This window comes from Thioalkalivibrio sp. ALE19 (genome assembly GCF_000428605.1).
In the GTDB taxonomy this organism is placed as follows: domain Bacteria; phylum Pseudomonadota; class Gammaproteobacteria; order Ectothiorhodospirales; family Ectothiorhodospiraceae; genus Thioalkalivibrio.
On sequence record NZ_AUAG01000025.1, the window covers coordinates 22174 to 39949 of the forward strand.

The 17776-nt window shown below is 69.1% G+C and carries 21 protein-coding genes and 1 pseudogene; 6 read left to right on the top strand and 16 right to left on the bottom strand.

Annotated features, from left to right (window positions below):
* Positions 1–14: 14 nt before the first annotated feature.
* The 4 genes from F787_RS0110635 (at position 15) to F787_RS0110650 (ending at position 2703) form a co-directional block, all read left to right on the top strand.
* The gene (locus F787_RS0110635) at positions 15–452 is read left to right on the top strand and encodes a hypothetical protein (RefSeq protein ID WP_028492150.1); all 438 of its coding nucleotides are present in this window, start codon (positions 15–17) and stop codon (positions 450–452) included.
* A 92-nt stretch (positions 453–544) separates the two neighbouring features.
* The gene (gene nth, locus F787_RS0110640) at positions 545–1180 is read left to right on the top strand and encodes an endonuclease III (protein WP_028492151.1); all 636 of its coding nucleotides are present in this window, start codon (positions 545–547) and stop codon (positions 1178–1180) included.
* Positions 1181–1184: 4 nt separating this feature from the next.
* The gene (locus tag F787_RS0110645) at positions 1185–1619 is read left to right on the top strand and encodes a DUF1841 family protein (protein ID WP_018871454.1); all 435 of its coding nucleotides are present in this window, start codon (positions 1185–1187) and stop codon (positions 1617–1619) included.
* Positions 1620–1641: 22 nt separating this feature from the next.
* Positions 1642–2703, top strand: a complete 1062-nt coding sequence (locus tag F787_RS0110650; protein WP_028492152.1) for an Rpn family recombination-promoting nuclease/putative transposase — start codon at positions 1642–1644, stop codon at positions 2701–2703.
* Positions 2704–2727: 24 nt separating this feature from the next.
* On the opposite strand, the gene F787_RS0110655 is transcribed toward F787_RS0110650, so the two are convergent.
* The gene (locus F787_RS0110655) at positions 2728–3189 is read right to left on the bottom strand and encodes a hypothetical protein (protein ID WP_019021145.1); all 462 of its coding nucleotides are present in this window, start codon (positions 3187–3189) and stop codon (positions 2728–2730) included.
* A 167-nt stretch (positions 3190–3356) separates the two neighbouring features.
* On the opposite strand from F787_RS0110655, the gene F787_RS0110660 reads away from it, so the two are divergent.
* A complete protein-coding gene (locus tag F787_RS0110660; RefSeq protein WP_019021146.1) occupies positions 3357–3794 on the top strand; it encodes an SRPBCC family protein in 438 nt (145 codons plus the stop codon).
* Positions 3795–3865: 71 nt separating this feature from the next.
* Here the strand turns inward: F787_RS0110660 and F787_RS0110665 are convergent, their stop codons facing one another.
* From F787_RS0110665 to F787_RS0110685, 5 genes are all read right to left on the bottom strand, one after another.
* Positions 3866–5320, bottom strand: coding sequence for a YihY/virulence factor BrkB family protein (locus F787_RS0110665; RefSeq protein ID WP_028492153.1), 1455 nt, complete (start codon positions 5318–5320; stop codon positions 3866–3868).
* A gap of 30 nt (positions 5321–5350) precedes the next feature.
* Positions 5351–5998 (bottom strand): YdbL family protein, encoded by a 648-nt coding sequence (locus F787_RS0110670; RefSeq protein WP_018869897.1) that lies wholly within the window; start codon positions 5996–5998, stop codon positions 5351–5353.
* A 92-nt stretch (positions 5999–6090) separates the two neighbouring features.
* The gene (locus F787_RS0110675; protein WP_081694123.1) at positions 6091–8184 is read right to left on the bottom strand and encodes a hypothetical protein; all 2094 of its coding nucleotides are present in this window, start codon (positions 8182–8184) and stop codon (positions 6091–6093) included.
* On the bottom strand, positions 8184–8969 hold the full coding sequence (locus tag F787_RS0110680; RefSeq protein WP_028492155.1) for a YdcF family protein: 786 nt from the start codon (positions 8967–8969) through the stop codon (positions 8184–8186). Before F787_RS0110680 ends, F787_RS0110675 begins: the two co-directional genes overlap by 1 nt.
* 18 nt (positions 8970–8987) lie before the next feature.
* Positions 8988–9470, bottom strand: coding sequence for a Crp/Fnr family transcriptional regulator (locus F787_RS0110685; RefSeq protein WP_018869900.1), 483 nt, complete (start codon positions 9468–9470; stop codon positions 8988–8990).
* A gap of 75 nt (positions 9471–9545) precedes the next feature.
* On the opposite strand from F787_RS0110685, the gene F787_RS0110690 reads away from it, so the two are divergent.
* Positions 9546–10007 (top strand): DUF6231 family protein, encoded by a 462-nt coding sequence (locus F787_RS0110690; protein ID WP_028492156.1) that lies wholly within the window; start codon positions 9546–9548, stop codon positions 10005–10007.
* A 6-nt stretch (positions 10008–10013) separates the two neighbouring features.
* Here F787_RS0110690 and ribBA read toward each other — a convergent pair whose 3' ends face one another.
* The 10 genes and pseudogenes from ribBA to F787_RS0110735 all read right to left on the bottom strand — a co-directional run bounded on the left by ribBA (position 10014) and on the right by F787_RS0110735 (position 17747).
* Positions 10014–11147, bottom strand: a complete 1134-nt coding sequence (ribBA, locus tag F787_RS0110695) for a bifunctional 3,4-dihydroxy-2-butanone-4-phosphate synthase/GTP cyclohydrolase II (RefSeq protein WP_028492157.1) — start codon at positions 11145–11147, stop codon at positions 10014–10016.
* A 25-nt stretch (positions 11148–11172) separates the two neighbouring features.
* Positions 11173–11868, bottom strand: a complete 696-nt coding sequence (locus F787_RS0110700) for a riboflavin synthase (RefSeq protein ID WP_019589360.1) — start codon at positions 11866–11868, stop codon at positions 11173–11175.
* Positions 11869–11899: 31 nt separating this feature from the next.
* Positions 11900–13069 (bottom strand): bifunctional diaminohydroxyphosphoribosylaminopyrimidine deaminase/5-amino-6-(5-phosphoribosylamino)uracil reductase RibD, encoded by a 1170-nt coding sequence (gene ribD / locus F787_RS0110705; protein WP_028492158.1) that lies wholly within the window; start codon positions 13067–13069, stop codon positions 11900–11902.
* Complete coding sequence (gene nrdR / locus F787_RS0110710) at positions 13066–13644, bottom strand: transcriptional regulator NrdR (protein WP_028492159.1); 579 nt, start codon at positions 13642–13644, stop codon at positions 13066–13068. The genes ribD and nrdR overlap by 4 nt, the downstream gene beginning before the upstream one ends.
* A 9-nt stretch (positions 13645–13653) precedes the next feature.
* A complete protein-coding gene (glyA, locus tag F787_RS0110715) occupies positions 13654–14913 on the bottom strand; it encodes a serine hydroxymethyltransferase (RefSeq protein ID WP_028492160.1) in 1260 nt (419 codons plus the stop codon).
* Positions 14914–15097: 184 nt separating this feature from the next.
* Positions 15098–15583 carry an RDD family protein gene (locus tag F787_RS0110720; RefSeq protein WP_231373429.1) on the bottom strand — a complete coding sequence of 162 codons (486 nt, stop codon included), beginning with the start codon at positions 15581–15583 and terminating at the stop codon, positions 15098–15100.
* Between the two features lie 159 nt (positions 15584–15742).
* A pseudogene (locus tag F787_RS17180) lies at positions 15743–15817 on the bottom strand (zinc-ribbon domain-containing protein); the annotation flags it as partial.
* 17 nt (positions 15818–15834) lie between these two features.
* Complete coding sequence (locus tag F787_RS0110725) at positions 15835–16464, bottom strand: MarC family protein (protein ID WP_028492161.1); 630 nt, start codon at positions 16462–16464, stop codon at positions 15835–15837.
* Positions 16465–16497: 33 nt separating this feature from the next.
* Complete coding sequence (locus F787_RS0110730) at positions 16498–16836, bottom strand: hypothetical protein (RefSeq protein ID WP_019589355.1); 339 nt, start codon at positions 16834–16836, stop codon at positions 16498–16500.
* A gap of 11 nt (positions 16837–16847) precedes the next feature.
* Positions 16848–17747: an STAS domain-containing protein gene (locus F787_RS0110735; protein ID WP_018869910.1), complete on the bottom strand. Its 900-nt coding sequence runs from the start codon at positions 17745–17747 to the stop codon at positions 16848–16850.
* Positions 17748–17776 lie beyond the last annotated feature (29 nt).

A 17776-nucleotide genomic window follows, 5' to 3' on the forward strand; every position in this document is an offset into this window, starting at 1 on the left:
CCAGGAGAGCAGGCATGGCTGGACATTTCCCGTTCGCCGGCAAGCGCGGTACGCGCTACGGCCAGGCCCCGCGCGGCACCATCGCCGCATTCTTCGAGAATCACGGCTTTGGTGAGGAGCTGCAGGAGAAGTACTACAAGTGGTGGTACGACTTCGCCAAGGATTTCGTCGAGAAGGACAGCGATCTGTCCGTCACGATGATCACCCGGTTCAACAGCTACCCCATGGGTACCCACGCCGAGCACTCGTTCCATCTGAACGACAAGTACTGGGCGGAGTGCCTGGCCGAGCTGGGCTCGTTCATCCGTGACATCATCTTCCCCAAGATGGACGAGAAGGCGATGCACGATCTCGAGGAAAAGCACTCGAAGCTGCTGGCCGACCTCGAGAAGGAAGCGGAAGACAAGCCGCGCGAGCCGGCGCCGGAAGTGGGCGTATACCGCCACGTCTGAGCACGATCGCGCCGCAATCCCGCGCATCGTCCGGCCCCGTTCGCGGGGCCGGTTTCGTTTGCAACCCCTGAAACCGTCGGAAGCCCCGCCCCATGAATGCCGCCAAGCGCCGCGAGATCTTCGAACGCCTGCGGGCGGCGAACCCCGAACCCACCACCGAGCTGGAGTACAACACCCCGTTCGAGCTGCTGGTGGCGGTCATCCTGTCCGCGCAGGCGACCGACGTGGGCGTGAACAAGGCGACCCGGCGGCTGTTCCCGGTGGCGAACACCCCGCAGGCCATCCTCGACCTGGGACTGGAAGGCCTGAAGGAATGCATCCGCACCATCGGCCTGTACAACGCCAAGGCCGAGAACATCATGAAGGCCTGCCGCATGCTGGTGGACTTCCACGGCGGCGAGGTGCCGCGCGATCGCAAGGCGCTGGAGGCCCTGCCCGGGGTCGGTCGCAAGACCGCCAACGTGGTGCTGAACACGGCCTTCGGCGAACCCACCATCGCGGTGGACACGCACATCTATCGCGTGGCCAACCGCACCGGACTGGCCCCCGGCAAGACCGTGCTGGAGGTCGAGAAGAAGCTCCTGAAGTTCACCCCGAAGGAGTTCCTGCGCGACGCCCACCACTGGCTGATCCTGCACGGAAGGTACGTGTGCCGCGCACGCCGGCCGGATTGCGGGCAATGTGTGATCCGCGATCTGTGCGAATACAAGGACAAGACCGAGGCCTGATGCGATGTACGGCGACCGCGACCGCATGCGAACCCAGTTCCTGGATGCCTGGCAGAAGGCCCGCAACGAGGAACCCCTGAGCGACATGGAACAGGTGCTGGTCGGCATCATCCGCGACCACCCCGAATACCATGCCCTGCTGAACGACCGCGAGAAGGCCCTGACCGCCGAGTTCCCGCCGGAGTCGGGGACCACCAACCCGTTCCTGCACATGTCCATGCACATGGGCCTGCGCGAACAGGCCGCCACGGACCGTCCGGCCGGCATCCGCGACCTGCACCGCCGCCTGTGCGCCCGCTACGGCGAACTGGACGCCGAACACCGGATGATGGAGTGTCTGGGTCAGGCCCTGTGGGAGAGCCAGCGCAGCGGCCAGCCACCGGACGAGGCGCAGTACCTCGAATGCCTGAAGCGTCTGGAGGGCATTATCGGGGCATGAATTACGGGTCCAGGGAGGGACCATGGAACATGATCACGGCTACAAGCACCTGTTCAGTCACCCCGAGCTGGTCGCTGACCTGCTGCGCGGGTTCGTCAACGAACCCTGGATCGAACAGGTCGACCTGGATTCGCTGGAGCGGGTCAACGGTCACTACGTCTCCGACGATCTGCGCGAGCGCGAGGACGACATCGTCTGGCGCCTGCGATGGGGCGATGGCTGGTGTTACGTCTACCTGCTTCTGGAATTCCAGTCATCGGTGGACCGCTTCATGGCGGTACGCCTGCTGACCTATCTCGGCCTGCTCTACCAGGATCTGGTGCGCACCGGCGAACTGACCCCCGACGGACGGCTGCCGCCGGTACTGCCACTGGTGCTCTATAATGGTGAACGACGCTGGAGTGCCCCGATCGAAGTGCGCGAGCTGATCGCACCGATCCCCGGAGGACTGGAGGCCTACCGCCCGGATTTCCGGTATCTTCTGCTCGACGAGGGGGCCTTCGCGGACGCCGATCTGCCGGCACGCAACCTGGCCGCGGCCGTCTTCCGGCTGGAGCACAGCCGCGAGCCCGAGGATCTGCAGGCGGTCGTCGGGCGTCTGGTGCAATGGCTGAAACACCCGGAGCAGCGATCCCTGCGACGGGCCTTCAGCGTCTGGCTGGGCCGAGTGGTCATCCCCGGCCACTTCGGCGAAACATTGGCGCCTCCGAACAACGACCTGCGGGAGATGGAAACCATGCTGGCGGAACGCGTAAAGGAATGGCAGCGCCGCTACGAGCAACAGGGGCTGCAAAAAGGACTGCAGAAGGGCCTTGAGCAGGGCCTTGAGCAGGGCCTGGAGCAGGGCCTGGAACAGGGGCTGGAACAGGGGCTGGAACAGGGGCGACAGCAGGGACTTCAGGAAGGCGTCACGCAGGGTGAAGCCGCGGTCCTCCTGCGCCTGATCGGCCGCAAGTTCGGTGCAGACGCCGCGGAAAAACACCGGGAGCGGATCGAATCCGCCGATGCCGACACCCTGCTGATCTGGTCGGAACGCGTCCTGACCGCCCGCCACATCGACGACGTGTTCAGCGCTTCCTCCTGAGAGCAGCGTCTTGAGGAAAGAACCTCAGGGAAACAGCCGCTGCCACCAGCGGCGGCGGCTGTTCGGCGGGGGCATCGCTGCCTGAAGGTCTTCCGGCGGCACGGTGGAGAGGATCCAGCCCGGCAGTACCCGCAGGCCCGACGATCCGCAGGAGGATCCGAGGTTGTTGGGGTCGAAGATCTTCACGAAGCGAGGATTCTCGCGGTCGTCCACGTAGACGATGCCGCAGTAGCTTTCGTCGTGGTCGGCGCGCAGCAGGGCGTCCACCTCGGTGAGGAAACGGTCCAGCTCGGCCGCACGGACCGGCGCCTGCGGCACCGCCTCCCCCACCGCGTAGACGTACCACTCGCCGTCGCGGGCGCCGGCGCGCAATGTGGCCCACAGGGCGTCCAGCTGTTCCCAGTGCAGGATACCCAGCGCCCCGGCCTCGTAGCGCTCCATGAAACCGGCATCGGGGGCCGGACGGTGATCTCGGGCAAAGCTCATTCAGGGCTCGCATCGGTGGTTTCAGCGCGATCGCGCGTCATGTTAGAACGAGCGTTACGGGCCCACAAGCAGCCCGGAACCGGGCCGTGAACAGGTTGCGGGGAACCCGGAAGCGTTCCGGGGGCTCTTACCATCAGTTCTTCCGCTCCAGCCAGCGAGTCGCGAGCATGCGCCGTATCACGCACGAAACCTCCCTGCAGGCCGAACCCGAGCGGGTCTTTGCCCTGCTCAGTCATGTCCCCAACTTCGTCGACCTGTGCGACCACGTGCGCACCATCGAGCCCCTGGGCGGCGAGCAGTACCGCTGGACCATCGTGGCGGCGGGGATGACCATGGATTTCGACGTCGAGGTCTGCAGCGCCGTGGAGCCGGAGCATTTCGCCTGGCGCTCGATCCGCGGCATCCACAATCGCGGCAGTTACCGCCTGCAGCCGGCCGGCGAAGGGCTGACCCGGGTCGAGTTCGAGCTGGAATACCGTCTCGGTAATCCGCTGGTGGAAGCGGCGGTACGCAGGGCGGCGAGTTCGCTGGTGGAGCGCGTTTCCGGCCAGCTGATGCACCGGGCCCAGCAACGCCTGGACGCGGAAGCCGGCTCGAACGCCTGACCCCGCCGGCTCTCCGGACTCGCCGCCCTCACCCCGTCGCGCCCCCGAGGAACCCCCCGGAGGACACCGCATCAGGGCCTCGCTGACGGGGACACACCCGAGCCGGGACGCGGCTCCCCGGCACGCGGATCCGGACTCGGGCCCGGCCCGGCATCAGCGCCTTCCTGTGCCGGCCTCGCCGGCTGCTGCGCGCCCGCCCGCTCCAGCAGATCGCGCATGGTGCGCGCCCCCAGATGATCGCGACGCGCCACGTCCAGCTCTTCCAGCGCCGACTCCACCGCCGCATCGCCCTGCAGGGTCCGCAGCGCCGGATCTTCCTGGTCTTCGCGCAGAGCCTGCAGGACCTCCGCGACCGGCAGATGGCCGAGATCGCGCCCGGGCACCAGACCGAGGTCTTCGGTGCGTCTCAGCAGTCCCGCGGCCTCCAGGGCCCGGGCTGCACCGCCCAGCGCATTGCCGGGCACGTAGAGCTCCGCGGCCACCTGGTCCACCGTGGGCGGCGTGCGCCCTTCCATGAAATGGCGCGCCACCACCTGCATCAGGTTGAGCCCCAGACGCTCGTGCGCCGCGGCCGACAGCCGCGGGCGGCGGCCCCGCACGTTCATGTATTCCGGATGCTGCACGTAGAACGCCACGTTGGAGCCGATCAGCAGGATCAGCCAGGCCAGATAGACCCAGATCAGCAGCAGGATCATGATCGCGAAGCCGGAATAGATCGCGTCATAACGGGTGGACTCCGCCACCATGTTGGCGAACACCCAGCCCATGCTCTGCCACAGCACGCCCGCGACCACCGCCCCCGCCAGCGCCGGCCCCAGACGCACTCGCGTATTCGGCACGAACATGTAGATGAAGGCGAACGCCGCGATAATCAGCAGGTAGGGCACCAGGCGCGAGAACTCGGTGATCAGGCGCCCGAACGGCTCGACGCCCGCCACCGTCTGCATCGCCTCGGAGGACATCACGGTGGCGGTGATCCCCAGCGCGGCGAACACCAGCAGCGGCCCGATCATGATCACCGACAGATAGCTGGTGAAGCGCTGGGCCAGGCTGCGCTGGGTCTCCACCCGCCAGATGGTGTTGAACGCGGCCTCGATCTTCTGCACCAGCGCCACTACGGTATACACGAGGAAGATCAGGCCCACCGCTCCCAGCGCACCCACGCGGATGTTGTCCACGAAGGTGACCACGTTGTCGGCGATCTCCTCGCCCTGCGCGCCCAGCGGTTCGAGGAATTCCAGCAGTACCGGCTCCACGGCGTTGTGCGCGCCGAAGCCCTTGAGCACGGAAAACGACAGCGCCAGCAGCGGCACGATCGACAGCAGGGTGGTATACACCAGACTCATCGCGCGCAGGGTCAGCTGGCCCTCGGCCGCCTCGCGAACCAGTCCGTGCAGCCCGCGCAGGACGCCCAGCCCGAGCGCTTTCCAGCGCGGCATGACGGACAGGTCGCTCTCCAGCACCAGGCGTTCGACCCGGTGCCGTCCGGCCTCCAGGCGCGCGCCCAGACTGGCGTCACCCCCCAAGCCCGACCCTCCGTGTGCGGTCCGGACCGGTCATTTCTGCCGCCACTGACCGTCGGAGCGGTACCAGTACCCCGCCGGCGCCTCGTCCACCCACACCCGGGCGAAAGTCTCGCGGATGCGGTCCTCCCAGTCGGGTCGATCGTTGGCGCGGGCGATCTCGCGATACAGCGAGGCCCGGTCGGCATTCTCCTCGCTGACCAGGCGCTGCACCTCGCTGCGCTCGCGCAGCGGCACCTCGGAGAGATCCCGGATGGCCACGTCGCCATCAGCGCCGAAGCCAATGGCCCCGCTGCGGAAATGCGGCGCCAGCTGCGGCGCACGGTCACGCATGGACGCGCGGATGCGATTGATCGCCGGCGTCTCGATCTGCAGATCCGGGTTGCTGGCCGCGGCCGGCGCCACCAGCGTTTCCAGCAGGCGCGCGAGCAGCGGGGTCGAGCGCTCGCCGGCCGCATCGCGGGCATCCGGCGAACCGGCATCCGAAGAACCGCCGTCCATTTCCGGCGCGGACTCGGGCTCGCGCAGCTCCTCGATGTCGTGCAGCTGCAGGGCATCGCGAACGATCGCGCGCGCGGCATCCTCCGCCGCGGCCGCGGGGAAGTAGATGTTGATGGTCACGCAGCCCGCGACCAGCGCGGACAGCAGGGCAAGTGCGGGAACCCCGAACCAGGCTTTCATGGGCAGCTCCTTGGCAGGCACGGCTGGACAGTCATCATCCTACATTACATCAGCCGGTGGCTGACGAGGACATGAACGCCCCGTGCGCGTGCTCAGCGAACCTCCGGGGACTCCCCGGCGGTCACCCGCGACAGCCCGCGCAGCAGCTCGTCCCAGTCGACCCGACGGTTGTAGCCGATGACATCGATCCGCGGGAGCCCGCCCCCCTGGACCAGGGCGAACCCGCCGTCCGGGCGGTCTCCCACCCCGTCGAGTTCACAGACCCCGCCGCGCAGCTGGCAGCGAAAGCCCAGTCGGCGGTAGGAGAAGTTTTCGAAGAAACGCAGAAACACCGACGAAGCCGCCGCCTGCACCGGCCCGCCCAGCTCGGTAATGTTCTGCACCGCGCGCTGTGAAATGCGCCGCCGCCCCGGATCGTCTTCGGGCGTCTGCAGGGCCAGATCCATGCGCACCGGACGCCAGTCGATCATGTGCAGGTCCTCCAGGTGGCCCGACAGCCGGCCCTCCACCCGGCCCACGTCGAAGGCGCGCGTGGCCAGGGCCAGGTCCAGGCGGTCCATGCGCGCCGACAGGCCCAGCTCCGGGGTTCGCCCGAACAGGTCGCGGATGCGCACGTCGCGCAGCACCACGTCGCCGTCGAACACCTGCACCAGCAGCCGCCCGTCGACCGCCAGATCGCCGCGATCCAGGCGCACCTCCGGGATCATGCCGGCCAGGCGACCGGAGAAGCGCGGCCAGCCCAGGATCTCGGTCAACGGCTCCAGCGAGATCGCCTGCACCCCGCCGGTGAAACGCACATCCGGTCCGTCGGCGGTCAGGCGCAGACCGAAGTCATCCGCACGCAGGGCGCCGTCGAGGATCGGGATGCGGGTCACTTCCAGCAGGTCGATCCCGTCCGGCTGCGCGCGCACGCGCGCGTCGAACTCGCCCAGCGGCAGGCGGAACAGATGCGCCCGCTGCCAGCCCAGCTGCCCCGGGACTGCGGGCGCATCCGCCAGCCAGTTCAGCGTGCCGTCGCTGTCCGTCACGCCGAAACGCCCGCTCCCGTCCTCGGCGCTCAGGGCCTTCCAGCGCAGGGTCGCCGAACGCGGCTCGCCGCGCTCCAGCTCCAGCCGCACCACCACCGAATCCCCGCTGACCGTCAGATCACGCCCCAGGGTCCCGGCCAGCGCGGGATCCAGCAGCACCGCATGCGCCGCACCGGGGTCCCGCGCCTCGAAATGGAAAGACCCCGAAGGAGCGATCGCCTCCGGCGGCCCGCTGCGGATCTCCTGACCGCTGAAGGCCAGTATCTCGCCGAGCGAGCCGGACAGTTCCGCCACCTCCACCCCGGCCGCGAACCCGCCATCCGCCGGACGCAGGCCATCCACGCGCAGGTTCAGGTTCCCGGTCTCGTCCGCGTCCACGAACCATGGATCCACGAACACCGCGCCCTCCTCCAGGGTCGCGTCCAGGATCCAGCCCCCCTTCTCGCGTGCCTCCAGGCGGCCGCCGATGCCCTCGCCCGCGCGCAGTCCCACCGCATCGGAGAAGCCCACGTCCCGCAGCTGCAGATCGACCCGATGCCCGCCTTCCGCCGCCCCCTGCAGCGCCAGGTCCGCACGCCCCGACTGCAGGGTCACCGGCGGATCTTCGGGCAGCCAGGGCGCCAGTCGCGGCGACTCCGCCAGCGCGACCAGATCCACCCCGGACAGGGCCAGTTCGGCCCGCCAGTCATCGGCACCGGCCACGCGCAGCACGAATTCGCCACTCGCCCCGAACCAGCCGGGCCAGTCTCCGGCAACGCGCAGGCGGTTATGGCCGGTGTGCCAGTCCAGGCGCAGCGGGTGTTCCTGCAGGGCCAGGTCCCCGCCATCGGCGGACAGCCGCGCCTCACGGCAGCGCCAGCCGACGGTGGTCGGCACCAGGGAGGGGCAATCCAGGCGTACTCCGGCGAGCGTGCCCACCGGCTCGGGCAGATGCAGGCGTTCGGCCCCGACGGTCATCGCCAGCCGCCCCTCGCGCAGGTGTGCGCGCGCCGACAGGCCTTCGGCGTCCAGCGCCGCGTGCAGCGCCCGTTCGATCCGCAGGTCGACCGCCAGCCCCCCGGCATCCTCCGGGTCGGCACCGGCCGCCGCCGGTATCACCAGCACGAGCGCCACCCCCGCGCGCGCCATCCAGGCAGTCACCGCCCGGATGGCGCCCATCATGCCCCGGGCCGGTCGCCCGGCAGACGATCCCGCAACGGCCGCGCCGCCCGTGCCAGCCACTCGCGCAGCGCAAACCGCGAGGTCTCCAGCGCATCCACCGTGGGCACGAAGTCGCGCAGGCGCCATTCGCCGTCAGGGCCTCGAAAGCCGGTGGGTGCCGGGTCCGCCGCCAGCCCGGCCGCCTCGAAGCGCTCGAGGGCCCGCGGCATGTGCATCGCATGAGTGACCACCAGCACCCGCTCCACCCCGCTGCCCTGCAGATGCTGCGCGGTGAAGAAGGCGTTTTCGTGGGTATTGCGGCTGGCACCTTCCAGCCAGCGCGGATCCACGCGGAACTCGCGGCGCAGCGCATCCGCCATCAGTTCCGCCTCGGCCGGCCGACCCTCGGCGCCGGGACTGCCGCCGGACAGCAGCAACGGGAGACCGGTCCGGCGGTGCAGATGGGCGGCGAAACGCAGGCGTTCGAAGGTCAGCGCCGAGACATCGTCACCGCCGGTGACGTGGTGACGGCCGCTGGCCCGGCCGCCCCCCAGCACCACGATCGCGTCCGCCCGACCGGTGGCCAGTGGCCGTTCGCGCAGATCCCGCTCCAGGGTCTGCGCCAGCGGGGCGGCGACGACGTTCAGCGCGGGCAGGATCAGTGCGGCCAGCCCGAGGGTCACCAGCCAGCCACCCCCGCGGCGCTGCCCCCGTAACAGCAGCAGCCCCGGCACCAGCAGCAGCACCGCCAGACCCGGCGGCAGCAGCAGGTGCTCGGCCACGGTGGCGATGCCGGCGGCCATCGGCGACCGCGCCGCCGGTTATTTCTTGCCCGGGGCGTAGAGGTAGCGGGCGTAGGTCGCCACGTCCTCCGACACCCGGCGGATGAGGTGATCGAGACTGATAATGGCGAACTCCAGCACGTTCACCGCGATGTACGGGTGTTCCACCCGCAGGCGGTCGTACTTCGAGCGCGTCAGGCGCAGCAGGCGGGTGTTGTCGGTCAGCGCGCGCATGCGCACCCCGCGCGGCACGCGGTCGAAGAACGACATCTCGCCGGCCAGTTCCCCGGTCTCCATGCGCCCGACCTCGATCTCCTGGCTGCCGTCGTCGTCGTACAGCGCGGCGGTGCCGCTGACCACGAAGAACAGCGCCTCGCCCACCTCGCCGATGTCGGCGATGATCTCCTTGTGATGGGTCTCGACAACCTCCAGATACTGCATCAGGGTGTCGACCTCCGCGGGAGTCAGGGAGGCGGACATCGGATGCTTGGACAGAAACTCGGTCAGCAGATCCCGGGTCATGGCACGGCTTCCTTTACGGCTTTCTCTGGGTTGAATACATAGAGTATAACGAACGTCCCTTCTGCGAGACCCCGCATGATCGACATCGACACCCTGCGCCGTCAGCTCCCCGCACGCCTGGGCCGCGACACCCCGCTGATCCTGACCTGCAACCCGGACGCCGTTCCCGGGGCGCATGGCGAACGGCGCGTGACCACCCCGCAGGCCCTGATGGCCGACCCGCCCGCCGGGCGCGAACCACTGGTGCTGGTGCTGGACGTGCTCGCGGAGATGGAACTTGCGGCGGGACAGCAGCTGCTGGGCGGGCTGCGCGACCGCTGGGCGGAAGAGACCCTGATCCTGCACCGCCACCGCGACGACCGCTGGGACCTGAACGCCTTCCTCGCCCTGGGGTTCCGGCGCGAGCCGGCGGCGGAGGCGGCCACGCCGGAGCATGCGGTCTACCGCACCAGCCTGTACGACTACAAGCTCACGCCCGACTGGCTGAACGCCCGCTTCTGGGCCAACCCGGAGATGTGGGACCGCGCGCGCTGGTGACGCGGGTCAGCCCTCGTCGTGGACGTAGTCCACCACCTCGAGGCCGAAGCCGCCCAGGCCGTGGAAACGTTTCGGCGCCGACATCAGGCGCATCCGCCCGACGCCGCAGTCGGCGAGGATCTGCGCGCCGATGCCGTACATGCGCCACTCGGCCGAATTCTCGCGCCCGCCGCCGCGTTCCTCGCCCCCCGTCTGGGCCGTCTGGGCCATCTGCCCCAGCTGCTCCAGCCGCTGGGTCAGCGCCTCGGGGCCCTCGTGCTTGCGCAGGATCACCACCACGCCCTCGCCCGCCTCGTCGATGCGCCGCAGCGCGTCGTCCAGCGGCCAGCCGCGATCCGGGCCGGCGTAACCGAGGGTGTCGTGCAGGGTGTTTTCCAGATGCACGCGCACCAGGGTGTCACGGTCCGGACGGGGTTCGCCGCGCACCAGCGCGAAGTGCATCTCGTGATCCACCTCGTCCTGAAACGCCAGCAGGCGGAACGTCCCGTGCTCGGTGGGGAACTCGCGCTCGGAGACCCGGCGCACGGTCTTCTCGTTCTCGATGCGGTAGCGGATCAGGTCCTCGATGGTGCCCATCTTCAGACCGTGCTCGGCGCAGAAGCGCTCGAGGTCCGGCCGCCGCGCCATGGTCCCGTCCTCGTTGAGGATCTCCACGATCACCGCGGCCGGCTCCGCCCCGGCCAGACGCGCCAGATCGCAGCCCGCCTCGGTGTGGCCCGCGCGCACCACCACCCCGCCCGGCTGCGACATCAGCGGGAACACGTGCCCCGGCTGGACGATGTCTTCCGGCTGGGCGTTGGGCGCCACTGCGGTGCGGATGGTATGCGCCCGGTCATACGCCGAGATCCCGGTGGTCACGCCCTCGGCGGCCTCGATCGACAGCGTGAAGTTGGTGCCGTGCACGTCGTTGGTGTCGGTCACCATCAGCGGCAGGGCCAGCTGCCGGCAGCGCTCGCGGGTGAGCGTCAGGCAGATCAGCCCGCGGCCGTACTTGGCCATGAAGTTGATGTCCTCGGGGCGCACGTGCGAGGCGAGCATCAGGATGTCGCCCTCGTTCTCGCGGTCCTCGTCGTCGACGATGACCACCATGCGCCCGGCCTCGAGTTCCGCGAGGATGGTTTCGGTATCGGAAAATTCCATGAACACCTGCCGTCGGGGCCCGCGCTCAGTCGCGCGGGCCGGAATGATTGGGAAAGCCCTGCTCGGCCAGCCAGTCCTCGGACAGCGTGCCACCGCCGTCCCCGGCTCCGGCGCCCGGATCCGCCGCGCGATCGCCCAGCATCAGGCGCTCCAGATAACGGGCGATCAGGTCGACCTCCAGGTTCACGCGCGTCCCCGGGGCGTAGACCGAGAAGCGCGTCAGGTCCCGGGTGTGCGGGATGATGTTGACCTCGAACTCGGCCCCCTCGACGCGGTTCACCGTGAGGCTGGTGCCGTCGATGGTGATCGACCCCTTGGCCGCGATGTAGCGCGCCAGTGCCGCCGGTGCGCGGAACCGTACCCGCGTGGAGCGGGCATCCGGCTCCATCGAGACCAGCTCGCCCACGCCGTCCACGTGACCGGAGACCAGATGACCGCCGAGCCGGTCGCCCAGTGCCAGCGCACGCTCCAGGTTGACCCGGTCGCCGCGGCCGAGATCGCCCAGCGTGGTCACCTCCAGGGTTTCGCGGCTGACATCGGCGGTGAAGCCGTCCACGGAGAGATCGGTCACCGTCAGGCAGACGCCGTTGACCGCGATCGAGTCCCCGAGGTGGGTGCCGGAGAAGTCCAGCCCCGGCGCACTGACATGCAGCCGGCGGTCGCCACCGCTGGGCGTCAGGGTGTCGAGGGTACCGAGACTTTCGATGATGCCGGTGAACATGGCGCGGCCTGTCCGTGTGGAAATGCAGGGATCATAGCGAATTCGGGACCCCGCGGGGGAGAGCCCGCAACCGCAGGGTCTCGCCCAGCCAGCGGGACTCGACGACCTCCAGCTCCGCGCGTTCGGCCATGCGTCCGATGTCCCAGTCCACCATCGGCCGGCCGCCGGAACCCAGCAGCAGCGGCGCCTGGTACACCAGCCACTCGTCCACCAGACCGGCACGGGCCAGCGCACCGGCCAGCCCCGGGCCGGCCTCCACGTGCAGCTCGTTGATCTCGCGGGTGTGCAGCTCCGCCAGCAGGGCATGCAGGTCCAGATGCCCGGCGGCGTCCTCCGCCGCCCCCGGGAGGGCGATCAGGTCGGCGCCGCGTCCGCGCAGGGCGTCCGCCGCCGGGCCGGCCGCCGCGGACTCGGTAGTGAGGACCCAGGTGGGTGAACCCTGCAGGATGCGCGCGGTGGGCGGGGTCCGCAGGCCGGAATCCACGATCAGCCGCAATGGCTGGCGCACCGGCAGATCGGCCACACGGCCCGACGTCGGCAACCCGGCCGCGGCGGCCAGTTCCGCCGGGCTGCGGCGCACGTTGAGCTGCGGGTCATCGGCCAGCACGGTGCCGCTGCCGGTGAGGATGGCCCCGGCCCGCGCACGCCACAGCTGCACGTCGTTGCGCGCGGCCTCGCCGGTGATCCACTGCGACTCGCCCGAGGCCATCGCCGTACGCCCGTCCAGCGAGATCGCGGACTTGATGCGCACCCACGGCCGCCCGCGTTCCATGCGCTGCACGAATCCGGGATTGAGCGCCCGCGCCTCGGCCTCCAGCAGCCCGGTCTCCACCGCAATGCCGGCCGCGCGCAGGCGCTGCGCCCCGCCCCCGCACACGCGTGGATCGGGATCCTCCATGGCGATGACCACGCGCCCCACCCCGGCGGCGATCAGCGCCTCGGTGCAGGGCGGCGTGCGCCCATGGTGGTTGCACGGCTCCAGGCTCACGTACACCGTCGCCCCGCGCGCGGCCTCCCCGGCCATCTGCAGGGCGTTGACCTCGGCATGCGCCTCGCCGGCCCGCCAGTGCACGCCGGCGCCCACTTCGCGACCGTCGCGCACGATCACGCAGCCCACGCGCGGGTTGGGATCGGCGGTGAAACGGCCGCAGTCCGCCAGCATCAGCGCGCGGTGCATCCATTCACGGTCGGCTGCGTTCATCGCGATTCGCCGGCGGGGTCGGGGTTGTCGGGAGGGGATTCTTCCGCGATCTCGTCAGCCGCGGCGCGCGCGGCCTCCTCGTCGATCAGACGCAGCTGGTGACGCCGCATCTCGGGGCTCAGGTCGTCTTCCAGGCGCTCGATGGCCTCGCGGAAGGACTGCACGCTGGCAAAGCTGAGATAGATGGAGGCAAACCGGATATAGGCGACATGGTCCAGCCCGTGCAGGGCTTCCAGGACCATCTCGCCTATACGGTCGGACTTGATTTCGGGGGCACTGGTACCGGCCAGACGGCGCTTGATGTCGTCGATGACGTTCTCCACGTCCTCGGTGCGCACCGGGCGCTTGTGCAGCGCCCGGCGCAGACCGCTGCGCAGCTTCTCGTCATCGAAGGCCACCCGCTCGCCGCTGCGCTTGACCACCCGCGGCAGGCTGAACTCCGCCCGCTCGAAGGTGGTGAAACGCTCGTGACACACGCGGCACTCCCGCCGTCGCCGGATCTGTTCCTGCTCGGGTCCGGCGACCCGGGAGTCGACCACGCGGGTGTCACTGGCACCGCAGGCCGGACAGCGCATCGCCCCGGTTTATTCGCCGGCGCCGTAAACCGGGAACCGGCGGCAGATGTCCAGCACCTTGCCGCGGACGTCGTCGATCACCTGCTCGTTGTCCATGTTCTCCAGCACGTCGGCGATCCAGCCGGCCAGCTCGCGGGATTCGGACTCGGTGAAGCCGCGGGTGGTCAGGGCGGCAGTGCCGATGCGGATGCCGGAAGTCACGAACGGCGACTGCGGGTCGTTCGGCACCGCGTTCTTGTTGACCGTGATGTTGGCGCGGCCCAGGGCGGCGTCCGCATCCTTGCCGGTCATGCCCCTGGACACCAGGCTCAGCAGGAACAGGTGGTTGTCCGTGCCGCCGGAGACGATGTCGAAACCGCGCTCGACCAGGACCTCGGCCATCGCACGGGCGTTGGCGATCACCTGCTTCTGGTAGGTCTTGAAGTCCGGCTCCAGGGCCTCCTTGAACGCCACCGCCTTGCCGGCGATCACGTGCATCAGCGGGCCGCCCTGGGTGCCGGGGAAGATCAGCGACTGGAACTTCTTGTTCAGTTCCGGCTGCCCCTTGGAGATGATGAAGCCGCCACGCGGCCCGCGCAGGGACTTGTGCGTGGTGGAGGTGACCACGTGGGCGTGGTCGATCGGGTTCGGGTATTCGCCGGCGGCGATCAGGCCGGAGACGTGGGCCATGTCGACCATCAGGTACGCACCCACGGAATCGGCGATCTCGCGGAAGCGCTTCCAGTCCACCACCCGCGAGTAGGCGGAGAAACCGGCGACGATCATCTTCGGCTGGTGCTCGGTGGCCAGACGCTGGACCTCGTCGTAGTCGATCAGGCCCTCGTCGGTGATGCCGTACTGCACGGCGTTGTAGATCTTGCCGGAGAAGTTCGGCTTGGCGCCATGGGTCAGGTGACCACCGGCGTCCAGGCTCATGCCAAGCACGGTGTCATGCGGCTGCAGCAGGGCCATGTACACCGCCGCGTTGGCCTGCGAGCCGGAATGCGGCTGCACGTTGGCGTAATCGGCGCCGTAGAGCTGCTTGAGGCGGTCGATGGCCAGCTGTTCGACCACGTCGACGTGCTCGCAGCCGCCGTAGTAGCGCTTGCCCGGGTAGCCCTCGGCGTACTTGTTGGTCAGCACCGAACCCTGCGCTTCCATCACGCGCGGGCTGGTGTAGTTCTCCGAGGCGATCAGCTCGATGTGCTCTTCCTGGCGCTGCGCCTCCTTGCGGATCGCGCTCCAGAGTTCGTCATCGTAGCCGTTGATGCTCATGTCGATCGAAAACATTCGGTGACTCCCGTTGGGTTCTAGGCAATTCGGGCGCGCAGCGGCCCGCCAGAGGCACTCGACCGGCCGCGGACGGCGGCCGGAAGGTCGGGACCGGGCGGGGTACGGCGCCGGAAAGGTCCAATACCATACTGGATTCGGCCGGGATTTTCAGGGCCGCCCGCCGAACGCCCGGCCGAACGGGCTATTCATCCAGCCACTCGCGGCGTACCACCCAGGTCTCGGCGATGAAGTCGTGCAGGGCGCGGCGCTGCCGGGTGAAGGCCACCATCAGGTAGCCGATCATGAACAGCAGACCGGACAGGAATTCGGCGAAATGGCGCCCGGTCGCGCGGGCGAAGCTGATGCGCTCGCCATGCCAGTCGACCACCCGCAGGCCTACCGCCATCTTCCCGATGGTCGCGCGGTACTGCGAGCTGTGCATGCCGGCGAAATAGAACCAGCCGACCAGGATGTTCACGAAGGTCCAGGCGGTGTCCGCATCGGTCCATTCCTCGGTGTGCATGGTTTCCGGGCTGATCATCGCCTGCACCACGGTCAGCGGGATGCCCAGGATCACCCCGTCGATCAGCACCGCCAGCACGCGCCGCCAGAAGCCGCCGAATGCCGCACGATCCTGCGGCGGCCCCTCGGCATGGGCATGGACAGGATCCGCACCCCCGCTGCTCATCCCCGGCGGAGCGGCATCGTCCGGGGCATCCTGACGGGACCCGGGCGGATCCCCGTCTCGCCCGGAGTCCGGCCCGGGGCCGGGTTGCGCGGCGGGGCCGCCGGCGCCGGGCCCCGCGCCCTCCGAGGGGCCTTCCGAGGGGCGGGCGCCGAAGTCCAGCGAACGGCCACAGGCCTTGCAGAAGGCCGCGTCGTCGGGGTTCTCGGTTTCGCAGTGCGGACAGATCCGGGTCATGCATCGCTCCTTCGATGTCAGGTCAGAATGCCGCTGTCGGCCAGTCCGTCAAAGATGAACTGGACCGCCAGCGCGGACAACAGCACCCCCATGATGCGCGTGAGAACGTGCGCACCGGTGACGCCCAGCCAGTGCTGGATACGCACCGCGATCAGCAGGCAGACCAGCGCCAGGGCCATGATCGCGATCAGCGCCCCGATCACCACCGCCTGCACGGCCAGATCGCCGCTGGCACGGCTCATCATCAGGATGGCCGCGCCCATCGCCCCGGGCCCGGCCAGCAGCGGCGTGGCCAGCGGGAACACCGAGAGGTCGGTACGCGAGCGGGCCTCGCGGGTCTCGTCCGGGGTGGCCGAGACCCCGCCGGAGCTGCGCGCGAACACCATGTCGATGCCGATCAGCAGCAGGAGGATACCACCGGCGGTGTACAGCGCCGGCAGCGAGATCCCCAGCACCCCCAGCGCGGCCTCGCCGAACAGCGCGAACGGCAGCAGGATGGCAGTCGCCAGCAACGCGCCGCGCCAGGCCATCGCGCGGCGCTGAGCCGGGTCCATGCCACGGGTCAGCACCGCGAACACCACCGCCACGTCCACCGGGCCGACGGTCACGAAGAAGGTGGTCAGGGCAACGATGCCCAGTTCCAGCATGCGGCGTTCTCCCGGTCGCGGGGGTGGCGGATGTCAGCGCGCGCGCTCCACGTCGCGCGCACAGGCAAAGGGCGGCACCTCATCCAGGCGCGCCGCCAGCGCATAAGCCACCGAAGGTGCCATGTTCGCGACCACCATCTCCACCCCGATGACCCGACAAAGCCCGTGCACCGCCTTCAGCCAGTCGTAGTAGAGGGCATCGACCACCGGCACGCTGTCGAGGTCGTAGATCAGTCGTCGAGCCCGCGCCGCCTGAAGGTAATCCCCCAGCGCGACCAGATAGCGGTCCGGCTCGCCGGGATCCAGGCCCTCACCCGGCTCCAGCAGCACCGCGTCCGCCCCGATCCGGGTGAGATGCATGCCCTGGACCATCGGCGCGCCCGTCAGGCCGGGGTCCGGGCGTCGGCCATCCGCACGCCCAGCCAGTGGAAGGCCTCCTTCAGGCCTTCGGCCAGGGTCGCGCGGGTCGTCACGTCGCCCAGATCGATGTTGAGGCTGGTGAGCGCCCGGGCAATCTCCGGCCGGATCCCGGTCAGCACCGGACGCGCACCCATCAGGCCGATCGCACGGATCATCTGCACCAGGTGGTGCGATACCTGGGAGTCGATCGCCATGACCCCGGTGACGTCCATCAACACCACGCGGGCCCGGTCCTGCTCGATGCGCCCGAGCAGCTTTTCCATCACCACCATGGTGCGCGAGGAATCCAGGGTCCCGATGATCGGCAGCGTCAGGACGCCGTCCCAGATCTCGGTGATGGGCGTGGAGATCTCGCGCAGTTCGGCCTGCTGCGCCTCGATGGTGCTTTCCTTCTGCTCCAGATACACCCGATAGACGTCCAGGATGATGTCGTTGAACACCCCGGCCAGCAGGAGCAGGGTCTCGCGGGTCTGTTCGGGCGTGATCTCCGCGTCGCGCCCCAGATCCTCGATCATCACGTTCTGCATGAACTGCAGATAACGCACGAACTCCTCCATGTCGCCGCCCCGCATCAGGATCTGCTGCGACATGGTGGTGAAGAACTGCTGCAGGGCACGGAACTCCTCGCTGGAGCGGTCCGGCCGCCCCTCGTGCTGCAGCAGCATCACGAACAGCTCCATGAACTCCACCGAGTAGTCGCTGATCTCCTCGCGCGACAGGATGTTCCCCTGCACGAAGATGTTGTGACCACGCTCCTCGATCACCCCGGAAATCCGGCCGACGTTGACCATCAGCTGCTCGACCAGGATCTCGTTGGCACTGCGGGTCTCGCCGTCCTCCCGATTCATGTTGTCCCCCGTCATGATTCCTCCTCGTTTCTTGTTGTGTCCGC

Coding starts and splice junctions, on each gene's coding strand:
- F787_RS0110670 (WP_018869897.1), bottom strand. CDS start 5,998: ATGAAAGCCTGGTTCGGGGTTCCCGCACTTGCCCTGCTGTCCGCGCTG.
- ribBA (WP_028492157.1), bottom strand. CDS start 11,147: ATGGAATTTTCCGATACCGAAACCATCCTCGCGGAACTCGAGGCCGGG.
- F787_RS0110725 (WP_028492161.1), bottom strand. CDS start 16,464: ATGCTGGAACTGGGCATCGTTGCCCTGACCACCTTCTTCGTGACCGTC.
- ribD (WP_028492158.1), bottom strand. CDS start 13,069: ATGAACGCAGCCGACCGTGAATGGATGCACCGCGCGCTGATGCTGGCG.
- F787_RS0110700 (WP_019589360.1), bottom strand. CDS start 11,868: ATGTTCACCGGCATCATCGAAAGTCTCGGTACCCTCGACACCCTGACG.
- F787_RS0110660 (WP_019021146.1), top strand. CDS start 3,357: ATGCGCCGTATCACGCACGAAACCTCCCTGCAGGCCGAACCCGAGCGG.
- F787_RS0110655 (WP_019021145.1), bottom strand. CDS start 3,189: ATGAGCTTTGCCCGAGATCACCGTCCGGCCCCCGATGCCGGTTTCATG.
- F787_RS0110720 (WP_231373429.1), bottom strand. CDS start 15,583: ATGAGCAGCGGGGGTGCGGATCCTGTCCATGCCCATGCCGAGGGGCCG.
- glyA (WP_028492160.1), bottom strand. CDS start 14,913: ATGTTTTCGATCGACATGAGCATCAACGGCTACGATGACGAACTCTGG.
- F787_RS0110675 (WP_081694123.1), bottom strand. CDS start 8,184: ATGGGCGCCATCCGGGCGGTGACTGCCTGGATGGCGCGCGCGGGGGTG.
- nth (WP_028492151.1), top strand. CDS start 545: ATGAATGCCGCCAAGCGCCGCGAGATCTTCGAACGCCTGCGGGCGGCG.
- F787_RS0110650 (WP_028492152.1), top strand. CDS start 1,642: ATGGAACATGATCACGGCTACAAGCACCTGTTCAGTCACCCCGAGCTG.
- F787_RS0110635 (WP_028492150.1), top strand. CDS start 15: ATGGCTGGACATTTCCCGTTCGCCGGCAAGCGCGGTACGCGCTACGGC.
- F787_RS0110690 (WP_028492156.1), top strand. CDS start 9,546: ATGATCGACATCGACACCCTGCGCCGTCAGCTCCCCGCACGCCTGGGC.
- F787_RS0110680 (WP_028492155.1), bottom strand. CDS start 8,969: ATGGCCGCCGGCATCGCCACCGTGGCCGAGCACCTGCTGCTGCCGCCG.
- F787_RS0110685 (WP_018869900.1), bottom strand. CDS start 9,470: ATGACCCGGGATCTGCTGACCGAGTTTCTGTCCAAGCATCCGATGTCC.
- F787_RS0110730 (WP_019589355.1), bottom strand. CDS start 16,836: ATGGTCCAGGGCATGCATCTCACCCGGATCGGGGCGGACGCGGTGCTG.
- nrdR (WP_028492159.1), bottom strand. CDS start 13,644: ATGCGCTGTCCGGCCTGCGGTGCCAGTGACACCCGCGTGGTCGACTCC.
- F787_RS0110735 (WP_018869910.1), bottom strand. CDS start 17,747: ATGACGGGGGACAACATGAATCGGGAGGACGGCGAGACCCGCAGTGCC.
- F787_RS0110645 (WP_018871454.1), top strand. CDS start 1,185: ATGTACGGCGACCGCGACCGCATGCGAACCCAGTTCCTGGATGCCTGG.